This window comes from Nocardia sp. NPDC005366, from assembly GCF_040606855.1.
Taxonomy (GTDB): domain Bacteria; phylum Actinomycetota; class Actinomycetes; order Mycobacteriales; family Mycobacteriaceae; genus Nocardia.
On record NZ_JBEXFQ010000059.1, the window covers coordinates 11,493 to 28,745 of the forward strand.

Genomic DNA, 17,253 nt, shown 5'->3' on the forward strand with positions numbered 1-17,253 from the left:
ATTGTGCACGATTTCACTCCGGCGAAGAAGCTTGTTCAGTCGAGAATGATCTCCGGCTGATACACCTCTAGCCACTGGTTGAGGTTCAGTACGCGATCCAGCCCGGCCCGGACATTGCCCGGAACGCGATCCGGAGCCATATCCACTCCGTCCTGCACCCATTGCCGGTCGAAGAATTCGAATACGGCATTGTCCCGCTGCCCCAGCAACTCCCGCAGCTGTCGCTGCATCGCCTCGGCATATCGAGGATCCTGGGTCGACGGGTACGGGCTCTTGGTCCGCCACAACACCGACTCCGGCAGCAGGTCCGCCGCCGCGTGCCGCAGGATGCTCTTCTCCCGCCCATCGAAACTCTTCATCGACCACGGTGTGTTGTAGACGTATTCGACGAGCCGGTGGTCACAGAAGGGCTCGCGAACCTCGAGACCCAGAGCCATCGATGCCCGGCTCATCCGGAACAGGTGGATTCGGCCGAGCCTGGTCAGGTGAATATGGCACATCTCCCGCATCCGGCGCTCGATGGGCGTCTCGTCGCCGAGCTGCTCCACTTCGGCGACCGCCGCCGTGTACTGGTCATGAATGAAGCCCGCAACATCCAGACGCGTTCGCATGTGCGGCGCCAGCTCGGCCAGCCGGTCGCCGCTGTACGCGCTGCGATACGCCAGCCAGGCGAACGTGTCCGCCTGGACCGATTCCTCGTCGAAGAACCAGCGGTATCCACCGAACAATTCGTCGGCCACCGTGCCTGCCAGGGCGACGGTGGATTCGGCGCGCACGGACTTCAGGAACAGATACAGCGAGGAGTCCAGGTCGGCCAGGGCCAGCGGGACATCGGCCGCACTCACGATCGCCCGGCGAGCCGCCAGGGCGCTGTGTTCGGCGAAGTCCACCATGACGTCGGTGTGCACCGTCTGGAGCAGGTCGGCCATTTCACGAACGAAGGGCGAGTCCGGATTATCGCGCAACTCGTCCGGCGTGAAGATCGACTCCTGCCGCTGGTAGTTGGCCGAGAAGGTGCGCAGCTTGAGGCCCTGCGCACCGAGCCGAGCCGCGGCCAGCGCGGTCACCACCGAGGAGTCCAGGCCGCCGGAGAGCGGGACAGACACCGGAACATCCGCACGCAGCTGCCGATCAACGATGTCCTCCAACAACTCCCGCACCCGGGCGACGGTGGTTTGCTGATCGTCGGGGTGCACTCGCGGCGTCAGCTTCCAGTAGGTGCGCGTGTGCAAGCCCCGCCGGTCCACGCTGATCATCGTGCCGGGCCGCACCTCCGCCATGCCCTTCCAGATCGCCCACCCCGGCGGCTTGGTGATGGCGAACAGCTCCCGCAGGCTGTCGGTGTCGATCACCCTGCGTACCAGCGGATTCGCGAGAATGACCTTCGGCTCGGACCCGATGAGCACACCGTCGGGCGTCGGATAGAAGTACAGCGGTTTGACGCCCATCCGGTCGCGGGCGATGACCAGCTTCTCGACCCGCTCGTCCCAGATCGCGAAAGCGAACATTCCGTTCAGGTGGTCGACGACCGCGTCGCCCCACTGCAGGTACCCGCGCAACAGCACCTCGGTGTCGGCGGAGGCGCCGAACGAATGGCCCAGCGCCGTCAGTTCGGTACGCAGTTCGGGGCAGTTGTAGATCTCGCCGCTGTAGACCAGCACGACCTCACCGGCGGGCGTCTGCGCGCGCATCGGCTGCCCGCCGCCCGCCGGATCGACGACGGCCAAGCGCCGGTGCCCGAGTGCCACGTGCCTGCGCACATAGGTGCCGGAGCCGTCGGGGCCGCGATGAGCCACGGCAGCGGTCATCGCCGCGATGGTCTCCGTCTTTCTGGTCAGGTCGGAATCGAACGAAATCCAACCGGCTATTCCGCCCATGCGCTCTCTCCTTGATCGAAAGGTGTTTTCGCCATCGTCTGATTCGGCGCCTGGTGCGCGCGCAGACCGTCGATCCACCGGGATACGGCCGCCGCGGTGATCTCGGCATCCGTACCCAATAGTTCGAAATGATCGGAATCGATCGAGACCAGCTCCTGCTCGCCGGTCAGTCGAATAGCCGATAATGGTTGCCGGTCGCCGTTTTCGGCGACGGTACTGAAGAAGGGACGCTCACAACGAATCATCACCGTGGGCGATGCCGTACGCAGGTCGACGATTTCGCTCAGCACACGTCCCCAGCCGGCCATGCCGGACAATCGCGTGCCATCCAGTTCTACCGCAGCGGAATCGTTTTCGTACAGACCCGTCAACAGTTCGTCTACCGGCACCCCCATGCCGCCTGCCTCGGGACGGAACGTATCGAGCAGGACCACGCCGCGCAGGCGCGCCCCCGAAGCCTCGAGCTGCCGGGCCACCGCGCAGGCGAGGACACCCCCGGCCGAATAGCCGAGCAGCACGAAGTCGTCGTCGCCCGCCGCGCGCCGCACGGCTTCCCCGAGCACCTCCACCGCCGCGGCGGCGTCTCGGGGCAGTTCCTGGTTCGGCGCGAATCCGGGCAGCGGCAACGCGTGGACAGGTCGAATACCGTGGTACGCGGTGCTGAAACGGGCGTATTGATGTGGGCCGCCGGTGGCGGCGGGCGTGCTCAGGCAGATGATCGATGGACGGCCCGGACCGTCCGCCAGGCGCACCGGGCGGATCGGCTCGCGGAGTTCCTCGCTCGTCGAGAAGGTGGGCCGTAGTGCTGCCGCCGCGTTCAGCAGAGACATTCCGGTCCCGAACCTTCCGGTGGACACAGCGGTGGCGAACAACGCGCCCACCGTGTCCTCTCGGGGCCTGCCGTCACCGGAGACAACGCCGTTCATGTCGGCGTTCATGGCCTCCGACAGCCGGTTCGCGACGTCCGCCGGTGTCGGACAGTCGAATACGAGCGTGACCGGGAGCGTCGAGCCCGTCGCGGCCTTGAGCCGATTGCGGAACGCCATCGCGCTGAGCGAGTCGAATCCGAGATCCGACAGCGCGGCGTCCGGTCCGACCGGCATGGAGTCGTCGGAGCCGAGGATCTCGCACACAGTGGACACGACGAGGTCGGTGAGATACGCATGCCTGGCGGGTTCATCCATGCCCGCCACGCTGGTTCGGGCCGGTGCGTCCACCGTGGCAGTCGCGCGACGGCGCGCCTGCGGTACGAGGGCTCGTAGCAGGGCCGGAACCTCGTCCCCGGCAGTGCGTAGGCCGCCGCGGTCGAACCGGACCGGTGCGACGACGGAGCGGCCCGTGGTGAGTGCGGCGTCGAACAGCTCGAGCCCTTCGGCACGTTCCAGGGGTACCAGGCCGCGGTCGCGGATTCGCGCGATCTGCTGGGCACTGGCCTCGACACCCATCCGCGCGTCTTCCCAAGGGCCCCATGCCATCGCGGTGGCAGGCAGCCCCAGGGTGTGCCGGTGGGTCGCGAGCGCGTCCAGGAACACGTTCGCCGCGGCGTAGTTGCCCTGTCCGCCCGCCATGATCTGACCACCGACCGAGGAGAACAGTACGAAGAACGACAGTTCGGTGTCCCGGGTCAGCTCGTGCAGATTCCATGCGCCGGTCACCTTGGCACGCAACACCGCGTCCAGGCCCGTGTGGCTCAAACGGGCGATGGTACCGCTGTCCCAGATCCCCGCCGCGTGCACGACGCCGATGAGCGGCGCACCGAACAGGTTCTCGGACAACACTTCTCGAAGTGCCTCACGATCGGATACATCGCAGGAGACGACGTGCACACGGGCGCCGAGCTGTTCGAGTTCCGCGACGAGCGCTGCCGCTTCCGGGGCGGCACGGCCGCGCCTGCTGGTGAGGATCAGGCGGCGCGCGCCGTGGGTTCGCACCAGGTGCCGGGCGGTCTCCGCGCCCAGACCGCTGGTGCCACCGGTGATCAGTACCGTTCCAGCGGTGTCCGGTGCGGGGCCGTCGATCTCGGCCGCGAGCGGCGACCAGCGTGGCACCCGCGCGACGCCGTCGCGCAGCATCACCTCGGGCTCGGCCGAGGCCAGGATGGTGGCGACGTCGACATCGGTCACGGCGTCGATATCGGTATCGGTATCGACCAGGAAGACGCGGCCCGGATTCTCCGCCTGCGCGGCGCGGACCAGACCCCACACCGGTGCCAGCGACAGCTCCGGCCCGGCTTCCGCCTTCCGATCGACCGCACCGGCCGTGACGACCACCAGCGGCACCTCGGAGAATTCCGGATGCGCCTGCCACCATTGCAGCGCCGCGAGCGTGCGGGTGAGGGTGTCCCGTACGGCCTCGGGCGGTTCCCCGGGGCCGGGCGCGCACCGCAGCACCACCGCCTCGGCCCGGGGGCCGCCCGCGCGCAGGTCCTCCCAGTCGGCCGTCACGACCGCGGGTGCGCCGGACGGCAGGGCCCGGGGCTGCCACTCGACGCCGAACAGCCGGTCGCGCGACGCGGTTGCTCCCAGCTGCGTCGCGGTCATCGGCCGACCGGCCACTGCGCCCACGCGCATCACCGGCTGGCCGGCGGAGTCGGCCAGCTCGACGGTCATGCTGTTCGGGCCGCCACGTTCGGCCCGGACCCGGAGCCGGGACCACCCTGGCGCGTACAGCGCCACTTCCGTCCATTCGAACGGAAGGACGAGTTCCTCACCGGTGAGAAGCGAGGCATGCATGGCGGAGTCGAGCAATGCGGGATGCAAGCCGTAGCCGGCGCGGTCGACGCTCTCGGGCAGTGCAACCTCGGCGAAAACCTCCTCGCCTCGTCGCCAGGCTGCTCGCAGACCCCGGAACGCCGGACCGTAGTCGTACCCGAGGTCGGCCAGCCGGTCGTATACGTCGCTGATATCCAGCGCGACCGCATCGGCGGGTGGCCACGCGAGCAGATCCGGTAGCGGCTCCGGCCGGCCTCGCACCGGAGCGACGACGGCCTCGACGTGCAGTGTCCATGTGACGTCGCCGAGTTCGGCCGTGGCCTCGTCCCCGTCGTCAGGCCGAGAGTAGACGCGTACCGCGCGCGTACCGTCTATCGCCTGCGCCTCGACCATTACACGCAGTCGAGCAGCGTTGTCGTCCAGCACCAATGGCGTGATGATCGCCAATTCCCGCACCTGCCCGCACCCGGCGTGCCCCGCCGCCTCCGTGACCAGCTCGATGAAACCGGTTCCCGGAAAGAGGATTCGGCCGAGCACGGCGTGATCGGCCAGCCACGGCATCGTGGCGGCAGACAGACGACCGGTCAGCATCACGTGGTCGTCGCCCGGGATGTCCACGACGGCTCCGAGTAACGGATGGGTCGTCGGCCACAGCCCGAGTTCGGCCGCGTCGCTACGCGACCGATCGGTGAGCCAGTACTGCCGATGTTGAAAGACGTATGGCGGCAGCGACACTCGACGACTCTCCGGTCCGCCGGTCACGGCCGCCCAATCGACGCGACCGCCCGCGACGAACAGCGCGGCGGCCGACAGGAGGAAACGCGACAGCCCGCCGTCGTCACGGCGCGTGGACTCGACCACCGTCATCTCGCTGTCCGCGGGGGCGGCGAGGGTCGTGAGGGTGTCCTGAATGCCGCTCGTCAGCACCGGATGTGGGCTGGACTCCACGAACGCCCGGCACCCCGCCCCGGCGGCAGTGGCGAGGGCGCGGTCGAAACGAACGGTCTCGCGCAGATTCGTGAACCAGTACTCGGCGGTCAATCCCGCTGTATCCATCGCCTCGCCGGTCACCGTCGACACGAACACCGCACCACCGGCCGCGGCGGTGCGCGGGGCGATTCCGGCCAGGGCGTCGAGTACCGGCCCGCGCACCCGCTCCACGTGCGGCGAATGGGACGCGTAGTCCACCGGGATCGCCCGTGCCCAGAGGTTTTCGCGCTCGCACCGGGCCAGCAGTTCCGCGCACGCGTCCACGTCCCCGGAGATCACGGTCGCCGCAGGACCGTTGACCGCGGCGACACTCAGCGCCGTGCCACGACCCGCGATGAGCTCCCGAGCACGTTCCACCGGCGCCGCCACCGACACCATCGCGCCGGTTCTGGCGATGGCCGCGATCGCCCGGCTGCGTCCAACGACCACCCGCACGGCGTCCTCGAGCGAGAGACCGCCCGCGATGTATGCGGCCGCGATCTCACCCTGTGAGTGACCGATCACCACATCGGGACGGACCCCGATCGATTCCCACAATCGCGCGATCGATGTCATCACCGCGAACAGAACGGGCTGCACGACTTCAACCCGTTCCGGGTCCACGCCGATACCCGTGCCCGAAATCATCTTCAGCAGAGACCAATCCACAAACCGCGACAGCACTGCATCCACCGCGCGCATATGGTCGGCGAATACCGTCGAACTCGCCAGGAGTTCCCGGCCCATGCCGGCCCATTGCGAGCCCTGTCCCGGAAACACCATGGCCGTCCGGCTGCCGGAGTCCCGTACGTGGCCCGTCACCACCCCGTCGGCCGCGGCGGCGTCGCCCGCGGACACCGCCTTCAAACCCGCGAGCAGGTCCGTATGATCGGCCCCGACCACGACCGCGCGATGCTCGAACAGTGAACGCCTGCCCAGCTCGGCCGCCGTATCGGCCGGCGGCGGACACACTGTCGAGAGGAACTCCAGCAATCGTCCGGCCTGCGCCGAGAGCGCGGCCGCCGATTTCGCCGAGATCACCCACGGCAGTGCTCGGTCTCGCGATTCCGGACGGGGGATCGCCACCTCGTCCGAGGTATCCGGGGTGGGCTCTTCGAGGATGACGTGGGCGTTGGTGCCCGAGATCCCGAACGACGACACTCCCGCCCGCCGCGGACGGCCATTGCGCGGCCACTCCCGTGCCTCGGCGAGCAACTCGACCCGACCCGCCGACCAATCCACCTGCGGCGAAGGTGTTTTCGCGTGCAGCGTTGCCGGCAAGCGCTCGAAACGCATCGCCTGGATCATCTTGATCACACCCGCCACACCCGCGGCAGCCTGCGTATGACCGATATTCGACTTGATCGAACCCAGCCACAACGGTTCACCGCCCGCACGCTGACCATAGGTCGCCAGCAACGCTTGAGCCTCGATCGGGTCACCCAGCTTCGTGCCCGTGCCGTGTGCTTCGACCACATCCACATCGCAGACATCGAGCCCGGCGTTGGCCAGCGCCCGACGAATTACTCGCTGCTGGGAGGGGCCGTTCGGGGCGGTCAGACCATTCGAGGCGCCATCCTGATTCACCGCGGAACCAGCCACCACGGCAAGCACCCGGTGGCCCGACTCTCGCGCGCGCGAGAGGGATTCGACCACAAGCACACCTACGCCCTCGGCCCACCCTGTGCCGTTCGCGCCGCCGTCGAAGGAACGGCACCGCCCGTCCGGCGAAAGCCCCTGCTGCTGCGAGAATTCCACGAACATCTGCGGGGTCGCCATCACTGTCACACCGCCCACGAGAGCCAGCCCGCACTCCCCCGCCCGCATGGCCTGCCCGGCCAGATGCAATGCGACCAGCGATGACGAGCACGCGGTGTCGACGGTCACCGCGGGACCCTCGAGGCCCAGCGTGTAGGCGACGCGGCCCGAGATCACCGAGCCTGCCTGTTCCAGCGATCCGTAGTCGTGATACATCGCCCCCGCGAACACGCCGGTGTCCGTCCCGCGCAGGGACTTCGGATCGATGCCCGCATCCTCGAGCGCCTCCCACGACACCTCGAGCAGCAGCCGCTGCTGCGGGTCGATCTCGAGCGCGTCTCTCGGACCGATCCCGAAGAATCCGGCGTCGAATTCGCCGGCGTCGTAGAGGAATCCGCCCGCACGCGTGTACGTCTTGCCCGGGGCGCCGGGTGTCGGATCGTAGATCCGTGCGGTATCCCAGCCACGGTCGGCCGGGAAGTCTCCGATGCCGTCGAGGCCCTGCTCGACCATCGTCCACAGTGCCGCCGGAGAATCGACCCCGCCCGGATACCGGCACGCCATACCCACTATCGCCAGGGGCTCGGTCAGCCTGCGGTTGGCTGCCCGGAGTTCTTCGGCCTCGATCAACGAAGCGCGTAGCGCGTCGACCAGTCTAGTGTCGGAGTTCGTCAAGGTTGTCACCGCCTACTTTTCGCCGCGCGCTTCGCCGAGTGCGAGGCGGATCAGGTCTTCTTCGTTCATTTCCCGGATCCGGCCGGTCGTCGCGGCGATGCTCGCGCTGGTTGCCGTCTCGGTCCGGTGCCGCTGCGGCTGCGTGGAATCGGCGGCGCCCGCCGGTTGCACGAGTTCGGCGAGGTGGTCCGCCAAGGCGTGCGGTGTCGGGTAGTCGAAGACGAGCGTGGCGGGCAGATCGGCCTCAATGGCCGCGCCCAGCCGATTTCGGAATTCGACCGCGGTCAGAGAGTCGAAGCCCATTTCCTGGAATGGCCGATCGGCGTCGATGAGATGCGCGCCCGCGTGGCCGAGGATCGCCGCCGCGTGCCCGCGCACCTGGTCGAGCAGCGTTCGCCGACGTGCCGGCGGATCCATTGCCCGCAGGGCGGCGGCCTGCCCACCGCCACGCTCGACCGCACGACGGTCACGTCGCAGGATCCGATCGAAGATCGGTGGCGCGGGCAACAGCACCGCCAGCGCGGCTCGATCCAGATGCGCGGGTACACAATGGCTTTCCCCGGACGCGAGGCTCCGGTCGAAAAGGCTCAGGCCCTCGGCGGCCGTCAATTCCACGAGGCCCGACCGGTTCAATCGGCCGCGCTTCGCCTCGGCCAGGCGCGCGGCCATTCCCTCCGGCGCCCAGGGGCCCCAGGCCAGCGAGGTGGCGGCCAGCCCACGGGCTCGCCGGTGGGCGGCGAGGGCGTCGAGAAACGCGTTCGCGGCGGCGTAGTTTCCCTGGCCTGGACCACCCAAAACACCCGACACCGACGAGTACAGGACGAACATCGTGAGGTTCGAATCCACGGTCAGCCGGTGCAGATTCCAGGCGCCGTCGACCTTCGGAGCGAAGACCGTATCGATTCTGGACGGGGTCAGCGACGTCACCACGGTGTCGTCGAGCACGCCTGCGGTGTGGACGACACCGGTCAGCGGTGCGTGCGGAGGTATGCCCTCCAGTATTTCGCGCAGTCGAACGGGGTCGGCGACATCACACGACTCGATCCGCACCGACGCACCGGCGGTCGTCAGCTGGCGGTACAGCTCGGACGCACCCGGAGCCGACATCCCTTGTCTGCTCAGCAGCAGCAGGGCGCGTGCGCCGTGCGCGAGCACCAGATGACGTGCGACCAGTGCTCCGAGACCGCCGGTGCCGCCGGTGATCAGGATGGTGCCGCCGGCGTCCACCTCCGCCGAATCGGCGGGTGCGGTGAGCGGCGCCAGTCGCGGCACCAACATCCGGCCGTCGCGCAGGACGACCTGGGGTTCGTTCGTGGCGAGCACGGCCGCCACGTTCGGATCATCGATATCGGCATCGAGCAGGACGATGCGACCCGGATGCTCCGACTGCGCGGCTCGCACCAAGCCCCAGACCGGCGAGCCTGCCAGATCGTTCACCTCGGCGGCGGGCAGACCGACCGCACCTCGGGTCACCACCACCAACCGCGACCGTTCGAAGCGCGGATCCGCCAGCCATGCCTGCAAGACCTCCAGCACACCGCCGACCCGGCGCCGCAGTTGCACGGCATCGGTGCGCGAATCCGGAACGCACCGCAGCACGAACGCATCGGCGGTGCCGACCTCGGGTTCACTCGGCGGCCAATCCAGAATCTCCGCCGGTGCTGGCCCCGCAGGCGTGGCCGGGCGTCCGGGGGCCGACCATTCGATACCGAACAGGGAATCCCGCAGGCCTCCGGCGGCGAGTTGTTCTCGCGACACCGGGCGACCGACCACCGAACTCACCGCCAGTACCGGATGGCCGGCCTCGTCCGCCATTTCGACAGACAGCGAACGGTCACCGATCACCTCGGCCCGCACCCGCAGTCGGGTCGCGGCGCCGGCGCGGACCGTCACGCCCGACCACGCGAACGGTAATACGAGCTGCCCGCCAGCCAGCAGCGACGCGTGCATGGCGGCATCCAACAAAGCCGGATGCATCAGGAACCCAGCCGTCGAAGCCGCGTCGCTCAATTCGATCTCCGCGAAGATCTCGTCACCGCGCCGCCATGCCGATCGCAGACCACGGAACACCGGCCCGTAGTCGAGGCCCAGCGCTTCGAGCACCCCGTAGGCCGGTCCCACATCCAGCGTTTCGGTGTTCGCGGGCGGCCATACCGTCCAATCGGTGGATCCGATCATGCCACCGGAAGCCAGTACCCCGCGGGCATGCGGTGTCCATTCGGATTCGCCCGAGGCACTGGAGAACACCGAGACCGTGGGTCCGGTCGCTTCCGCACCGACCACCACCTGAATTCGCACCGCACCGGTCTCGGGAAGCACCAGGGGACTCAGGATCGTCAACTCCGACAACGTGTCACAGCCGACCTCTACGCCCGCGCGCAGGCCGAGTTCCACGAACCCGGCGCCCGGGAACACCACCTGCCCCAGGACCGTGTGGTCACCCAGCCAGGCATGGGTCGCCAGGGAAATGCTGCCGGTGAACGTGACCCCTTCGTCGAGGGCCGACTCCATCACCGCACTCAGCAGCGGGTGCTGCGCACCCTTCAGCCCGAGACCGGTGGCGTCGGTGCGCGGCTGCGGCGTCAGCCAGAATCGCTGATGTTGAAAAGCGTACGGCGGCAGCGCTATCCACCGCCCGCCCCGCGACGCGGTGACCCTCTGCCAATCCACCGTACCGCCGGCGACGAACAGATCCGCCAGGCCGGCCAGCACCGCGGTGACCTCGTCGGCGCCACGGCGCGCGGTGGCCATGGCTCGCGCAGCGCGGCCATCGACGCTGTGGCCCACCATCGGTGTCAGCGAGGGATCGGGGCCGATCTCCAGGAACCGGGTGACGCCTGCGGCAGCCATGGCGGCCACCCCATCGGCGAACCGAACCGGTCGACGGACATGGTCCAGCCAGTAGCCGACCTCGGCGTAGCCGTCCCCGGCACGTTCCCCGGTCACGTTCGATACCAGTGGAATGCGGGGCCGGGACACCGTGATTCCCGCGATCTCGGCGGCGAACCGCTCGAGCATCGGCTCCATCAAATGCGAATGAAAAGCATGGGACACGCTCAGCCGCGACGTCTTACGTCCGCGGCCCGCGAAAACCGCCGTCACCGACTTCACCGCCTCGGCGGCACCCGACACCACCACCGAAGCCGGGGAGTTCACCGCCGCCAGACTCACTTCCGCCGAGAGGAATTCGGCGACCTCCGACTCATCCGCCTCGATCGCCACCATTGCCCCGCCCGCGGGCAACTCCTGCATCGAACGCCCACGCACCACCACCAGCCGCGCGGCATCCGGCAGCGACAACACCCCGGCCACATGCGCCGCGGTGATCTCGCCCACCGAATGACCGGCCACCGCGTCCACGGTCAGTCCCCATGACCGCAGCAGCGCGAACAGCGCCGTTTCGAACGCGAACAAGGCGGGCTGCGCGTACTCGGTCTGCTCCAGCAACGACTGATCCGACCCCCACATCACCTCGCACAGCGGACGATCCAGCCACCGATCCACCTCGGCGAGAATCTCGTCCAACGCCATCGCGAAGGCCGGAAACGCCTCGGCCAGTTCACGACCCATACCCAACCGCTGCGAACCCTGCCCGGAGAACAGCACCCCTGTCCGCCCGGACAGCACACGACCGGACACCACATCCGGATGAGGCAGACCGTTGTGCACCGCCCGCGCACCGGTCATCAGTTCCGTGGTCCCTGCGCCGAGCACGACGGCACGGTGATCTAACATCGAACGCCGCGCCAACGACACCGCCACATCGGCGGCCTGCGGTTCGGCGGTGGCGAGATAGTCCAGAACGCGCCCGGTTTGTGCCATCAGGGCCGCGGCCGTCTTTCCCGAGAACACCCACGGCAGCACGGACTCACGCGAATCAGGATCCACCGCGACCGTATCGGATGCCGGTGGCGCTTCCTCGACGATCACATGGGCATTGGTTCCCGACAGTCCGAACGACGACACCCCCGCCCGCCGGGGACCGCCGTCGGCGGGCCAGTCGCGGGCCTCGGTGAGCAACTCGACGCGGCCCGCCGTCCAGTCCACGTGCGGTGTCGCCGCTTTCGCGTGCAGGGTCGCGGGCATGCGCTCGAAGCGCAACGCCTGCACGATCTTGATCACACCCGCGACACCCGCGGCGGCCTGAGTGTGGCCGATGTTCGATTTGATCGAACCCAGCCACAACGGATCCCCGTCCGCACGCTGACCGTAGGTCGCCAACAGTGCCTGGGCCTCGATCGGGTCGCCGAGCGTGGTGCCCGTACCGTGAGCTTCCACCATGGCCACATCCGCGACGCCGAGCCCGGCGTTCGCCAATGCCTTCCGGATCACTCGCTGTTGGGAAGGACCATTGGGGGCGGTGAAGCCGTTCGACGCCCCGTCCTGGTTCACCGCCGAACCGGCGATCACGGCCAGTACCGGGTGTCCCAGCTCGCGCGCTCTCGACAGCCGTTCGACCACCAGCACACCCACGCCCTCCGAGAGCCCCACCCCATCCGCCTCGTCGGCGAAGGAACGACAGCGCCCGTCGAGTGAGAGTCCCTGTTGCCGCGCGAAACCCAGCATCATGCCGGGAGTGGACATCACCGTGACGCCGCCTACCAGCGCCAGCCCGCATTCCTCGGCCCGCACGGCCTGCGCGGCGAGATGCAATGCCACGAGGGACGACGAACAGGCCGTATCCACCATAACCGTCGGCCCTTCGAGACCCAGCAGGTAAGCGACTCGTCCGGACAGGACGGATCCGCCGTTGGCGGTCAGGATGTAGTCGTACAGCTCGTGCGCGACCTCACCCATGCGCGGCAGGTAGTCCCACGAGAAGGATCCGATGTAAACGCCGGTATCGCTGCCCCGCAGAGCTTTCGGGTCGATGCCCGCATTCTCGAGCGCTTCCCAGGACACCTCGAGGAGCTGGCGCTGCTGCGGATCCATCGCTACGGCCTCGCGGGGACCGATGCCGAAGAAGTCGGCATCGAATTCGGCTGCTCCGGAGAGGAATCCGCCGGAGCGGGTGTAGGTCGTCCCGATCTTGCCCGGTTCCGGATCGTAGAGGCGCTCGATGTCCCAGCCACGATCGGTGGGGAACTCGCCTACCAGGTCACGGCCGTCGTTCACGGCCTCCCACAGTTCGGCCGCGGAATTCACTCCGCCGGGAAATCGGCAGGCCATGCCAACGATCGCGATGGGTTCCGACACGCGCCGACGTAATTCGGCGTTCTCACGCAACAGGGTGTCGTGCTGCCGGGCCGCAGTGCGAAGGGCTTGAAGCAGTTCTTCGTTCGAGGTCATGATTGAACGCCTTCCATGGCGTCGGGCCGCGGTTCGAGGAATCGCCGCACCAGCTCGCCCGCATCCATGCTTTCGAATTCCGGGCCGGGTGACGGCACTGCCGCCGCTTCGGCCTGCGGCGCTGGTTCGCCCTCGCCGAACTGCGCGGTCAGGTATTTCGCCAGATCGCGTGGCGTCGGGTAGTCGAAGATCGCGGTGACGGGTACCGGCAGCCCCGTCGCCGACTTGATCTTGTTGCGGAATTCCATCGCGCTCAGGGAATCGAAGCCGAGGTCCTGGAAAGCGCTGTCGGCGGCGAGATCCGAACCAGCCCCGTAGGACAGCACCTCGGCAGCCGTGTCCAGAGCCAGGTCCAGGAGCCGGTCCTGCCGCTCGGGATCATCCAGCCGCCGGAACATCTCCGCCGACGATGGACAGGCGACGGTGTCCCGGCGCGACGTGGTCCGGACGAGTCCGCGCAGCAGGGCGGGCAGCTCCTCGGTGCGCACACCGAGGGCGGCGCGATCGATCCGGACCGGTGTCAGCATCGGATTCGACTGGGCGAGAGCGATATCGAACAGCGCGAGCCCCTGGGTCGTGCTCAATGGAATGACGCCTTGACGGCGGATCCGGCGCATTTGCTGATCGGTGATGTCGGCGCCCATCCGCATGTCGGCCCAAGGTCCCCAAGCCAGTGCCGTGGCGACCCGGCCATGTGCGCGGCGATGGGTGGCCAGCGCGTCCAGGTATGCGTTGGCAGCGGCGTACCCGCCCTGGCCGCCTGCGAGGATCTGACCGCCGACCGAGGAGAACAGCACGAACATGCGAAGGTTCGAATTCGCGGTCAGCTCGTGCAGGTTCCACGCGCCGTGAACCTTGGCGCGCAGCGTCGCATCCACACGCTCGGGCGTCAGGGAGCCGATCATTCCGGCATCGAGTACCCCCGCGGTATGAATGACGCCAGTCAACGGCGTGTGAGCGGGGATCGTGCCCAAGATCTCGCGCAGCCGCGTGGAATCGGCGACATCGCAGTCTTCGATCCGCACCGAGGCTCCGGCGGCGGTCAGTTCCGCGGTCAGCTCCTCCGCCCCCGGAGCCGAGATTCCCTGTCTGCTCAGAAGCAGCAGGTGTTTCGCGTCATGCGCCCGCACCAGGTGCCGCGCCAGCACGGCGCCCAATCCACCGGTGCCGCCGGTGATCAGGATGGTGCCGTCGGTTTCGATCGGCGCGGGCGTGCCCGATGTGGCGATCGGCGTCAACCGCGGTATCCAGGCGTTGCCGTCGCGCAGCGCCATCTCGGGTTCGCCGGTCGCCGCTGCCGCCGAGACGTCCGGGTCGTCGGAGTCGCTGTCGACCAGGAAGATCCGACCCGGATGCTCCGCTTGCGCGGCACGCACCAGACCCCAGATCGGCGCTCCCGCGAGGTCCTCGACGTCCGCACCCGGCAGACCCACCGCGCCTCGTGTCACCACGACCAAGCGCGACCGCTCGAAACGCTTGTCCGCCAGCCATGCCTGCAAGATCGCGAGCACGCCGGTGACGCGATCGCGCGGCGACATCCGGCCGTCCCCGTCGGCCCGCAACAGCACGAGCTCGGCCGCCGGATCGGGCTCGGCACCTGCCCGCCATGCGGCGGTCCGTACCGGGGTGGTGGTCGCGGGCAGGGAGACCGGGCTCCATTCGATGCCGAAGAGCGCGTCCCGCACCCCACCGGCGACCAGCTGGTCCCGCGATGCCACGCGCCCGGCGAGCGAGACCACCGACAGCACCGGTCGACCCGCCTCGTCTGCCGCCTGCACCGAGCGTGACTCCTCCCCGATCGTCACGACCCGGACCCGCAGCCGATCCGCACCCCGTGCGGGCACCCTCACCCCCGACCACGCGAACGGCAGCACCAATCGGCCGCCCGTCAGCAACGAGGTGTGCATAGCGGCGTCGAGCAGCGCCGGGTGCACCACGAACCCTGCACCCGAAGCGCCCTTTCCCAACTCGACTTCAGCGAACGCCTCGCCCTCGCGCAGCCATGCCGACCGCAGCCCCCGGAACATCGGACCGTATCCGAAACCGAGATCCGCCAGTACGTCGTAGGCCGACTCCGTATCCACCGGTTCGGCGCCCGCGGGCGGCCAGACTTCCCAGTCGAACGGGTCATCGAGCTCGGTCGGCTCACCCACCAGACCGCGGGCGTGCAACGTCCACTCGGCCGCGTCCTCGGCACGGGAGTAGACCGATACCGAGTGTTCCCGTGACCCCTCGTTCGCCCGCACCACCACTTGGATCCGGACCGCGCCGTCGCCGGGCAGAACCAATGGCGTGAGCAGGGTCAACTCCGACAGACCGTGGCAATCGACCTCTTCACCCGCGCGCAGGGCAAGGTCTACGAAGCCGGTGCCCGGAAACAACACCTGGCCCAGCACCTCATGGTCGGCCAGCCACGGTTGCTCGGCCAGGGACAGGCGCCCGGACAGCACGACGCCGTGCTCCTGCGCGCTGTCCATGACCGCTCCGAGGAGGGGATGGCCCGGGTCACGCAAGCCGAGCCCCGTCGCATTCTCCCGCCGTGCCGGGGTCAGCCAGTACCGATCTCTCTGAAATGGGTACGGTGGCAGAGATATTCGTGCCGCATGACGGCCGCCGATCACGGTCGGCCAGTCCACCTCGGCACCCCTCGTGAATACTCGGGCGAGCGCCGCCGACACCGCGACCGGTTCCGGGATCGACGTCCGCATTGCCGCCGCGGCCACCGCCGAGCCGGGGTCGATGTGTTCGGCCACCATCGCCGTGAGCGCGCCACCCGGACCCAGCTCGAGGAAGCGGGTGACCCCCGATTCGACCATGGCGGTCACACCGTCGGAGAACCGGACGGGAGAAACGATGTGTTCCCGCCAGTAGCCGGGTGTCGCCCAGTCGTCCGCGACAGACTGTCCGGTTACGTTGGATACGACCGGGATTCGTGCCCGGGACACCGTGATTCCCGCGATCTCGGCGGCGAACCGCTCGAGCATCGGCGCCATCGAATGCGAATGAAAAGCATGAGACACCCGCAACCGTGACGTCTTGCGCCCGCGCTCCGCGAAGACAGCCGCCACCGATTCCACCGCCCCGGCGGCGCCCGACACCACCACCGAAGTCGGGGAATTCACCGCCGCCAAACTCGCCTCTGGCGAGAGGAACTCGGTGATCTCCGACTCTTCGGCCTGGATCGCCACCATCACCCCGCCTGCGGGCAATTCGTGCATCAAACGCCCCCGCATCACCACCAACCGCGCGGCATCCGGCAGCGACAATGCCCCCGCCACATGGGCCGCAGTGATCTCGCCGACCGAATGGCCTGCCACCGCGTCCACGGTCACACCCCAAGACCGCAGCAAGCCGAAAAGTGCGGCCTCGACGGCGAACAAGGCCGGTTGTGCGTAGCGAGTCGATTCCAACAGGGCTTCATCGGAACCCCACATCACCTCGCGCAGTGGTCGATCCAGCCATCGATCCAACTCGGTGACGACCTCGTCCAGCGCCGCTGCGAAGGCCGGAAACGCATCGGCCAGTTCACGACCCATGCCCAGCCGCTGCGAGCCCTGCCCCGAGAACAGCACACCTGTGCGTCCGGGCAACACCTGTCCCGACACCACGTTCGCTCGTGGACGCCCGGCCGACAACGATTCCAGCCCGGCGACCAGTTCGAGCAGGTCGCTGCCGGACACCACCGCGCGGTGGTCGAAGAGGGTGCGTCGCGTCAGCGACTCCGCCACTGCTGCCGCCGAGACGTCCGAATCGGCGACGAATCGGCACAGTCGCGCGGCCTGTGCCGCCAATGCCGTGGCGGTCTTCCCGGACAGCACCCAGGGCATGGGGCTGATCCGTGTCCGATCGGATTCCAGCACGACGGTTTCGGTGTCCGGTGCCTCTTCGAGGATGACGTGGGCGTTGGTACCCGAAATCCCGAACGACGACACCCCCGCACGCCGCGGACGACCATATCGCGGCCACTCCCGCGC

Annotated in this window: 4 protein-coding genes; all 4 read right to left on the reverse strand. The window is 68.4% G+C overall.

What is annotated here, in order from left to right; translation table 11 throughout:
* Nucleotides 1-35 precede the first annotated feature (35 nt).
* On the reverse strand, nucleotides 36-1,877 hold the full coding sequence (asnB, locus tag ABZS43_RS35095; protein ID WP_355040311.1) for an asparagine synthase (glutamine-hydrolyzing): 1,842 nt from the start codon (nucleotides 1,875-1,877) through the stop codon (nucleotides 36-38).
* Entirely contained in the window at nucleotides 1,865-7,999 is a 6,135-nt protein-coding gene (locus ABZS43_RS35100) for a type I polyketide synthase (RefSeq protein WP_355040312.1), read from the reverse strand. The genes asnB and ABZS43_RS35100 overlap by 13 nt, the downstream gene beginning before the upstream one ends.
* Before the next feature lie 3 nt (nucleotides 8,000-8,002).
* Complete coding sequence (locus ABZS43_RS35105; RefSeq protein ID WP_355040313.1) at nucleotides 8,003-13,279, reverse strand: type I polyketide synthase; 5,277 nt, start codon at nucleotides 13,277-13,279, stop codon at nucleotides 8,003-8,005.
* On the reverse strand, nucleotides 13,276-17,253 hold a 3,978-nt coding region (locus ABZS43_RS35110), incomplete at its 5' end, for a type I polyketide synthase (protein WP_355040314.1). The genes ABZS43_RS35110 and ABZS43_RS35105, both read right to left, overlap by 4 nt.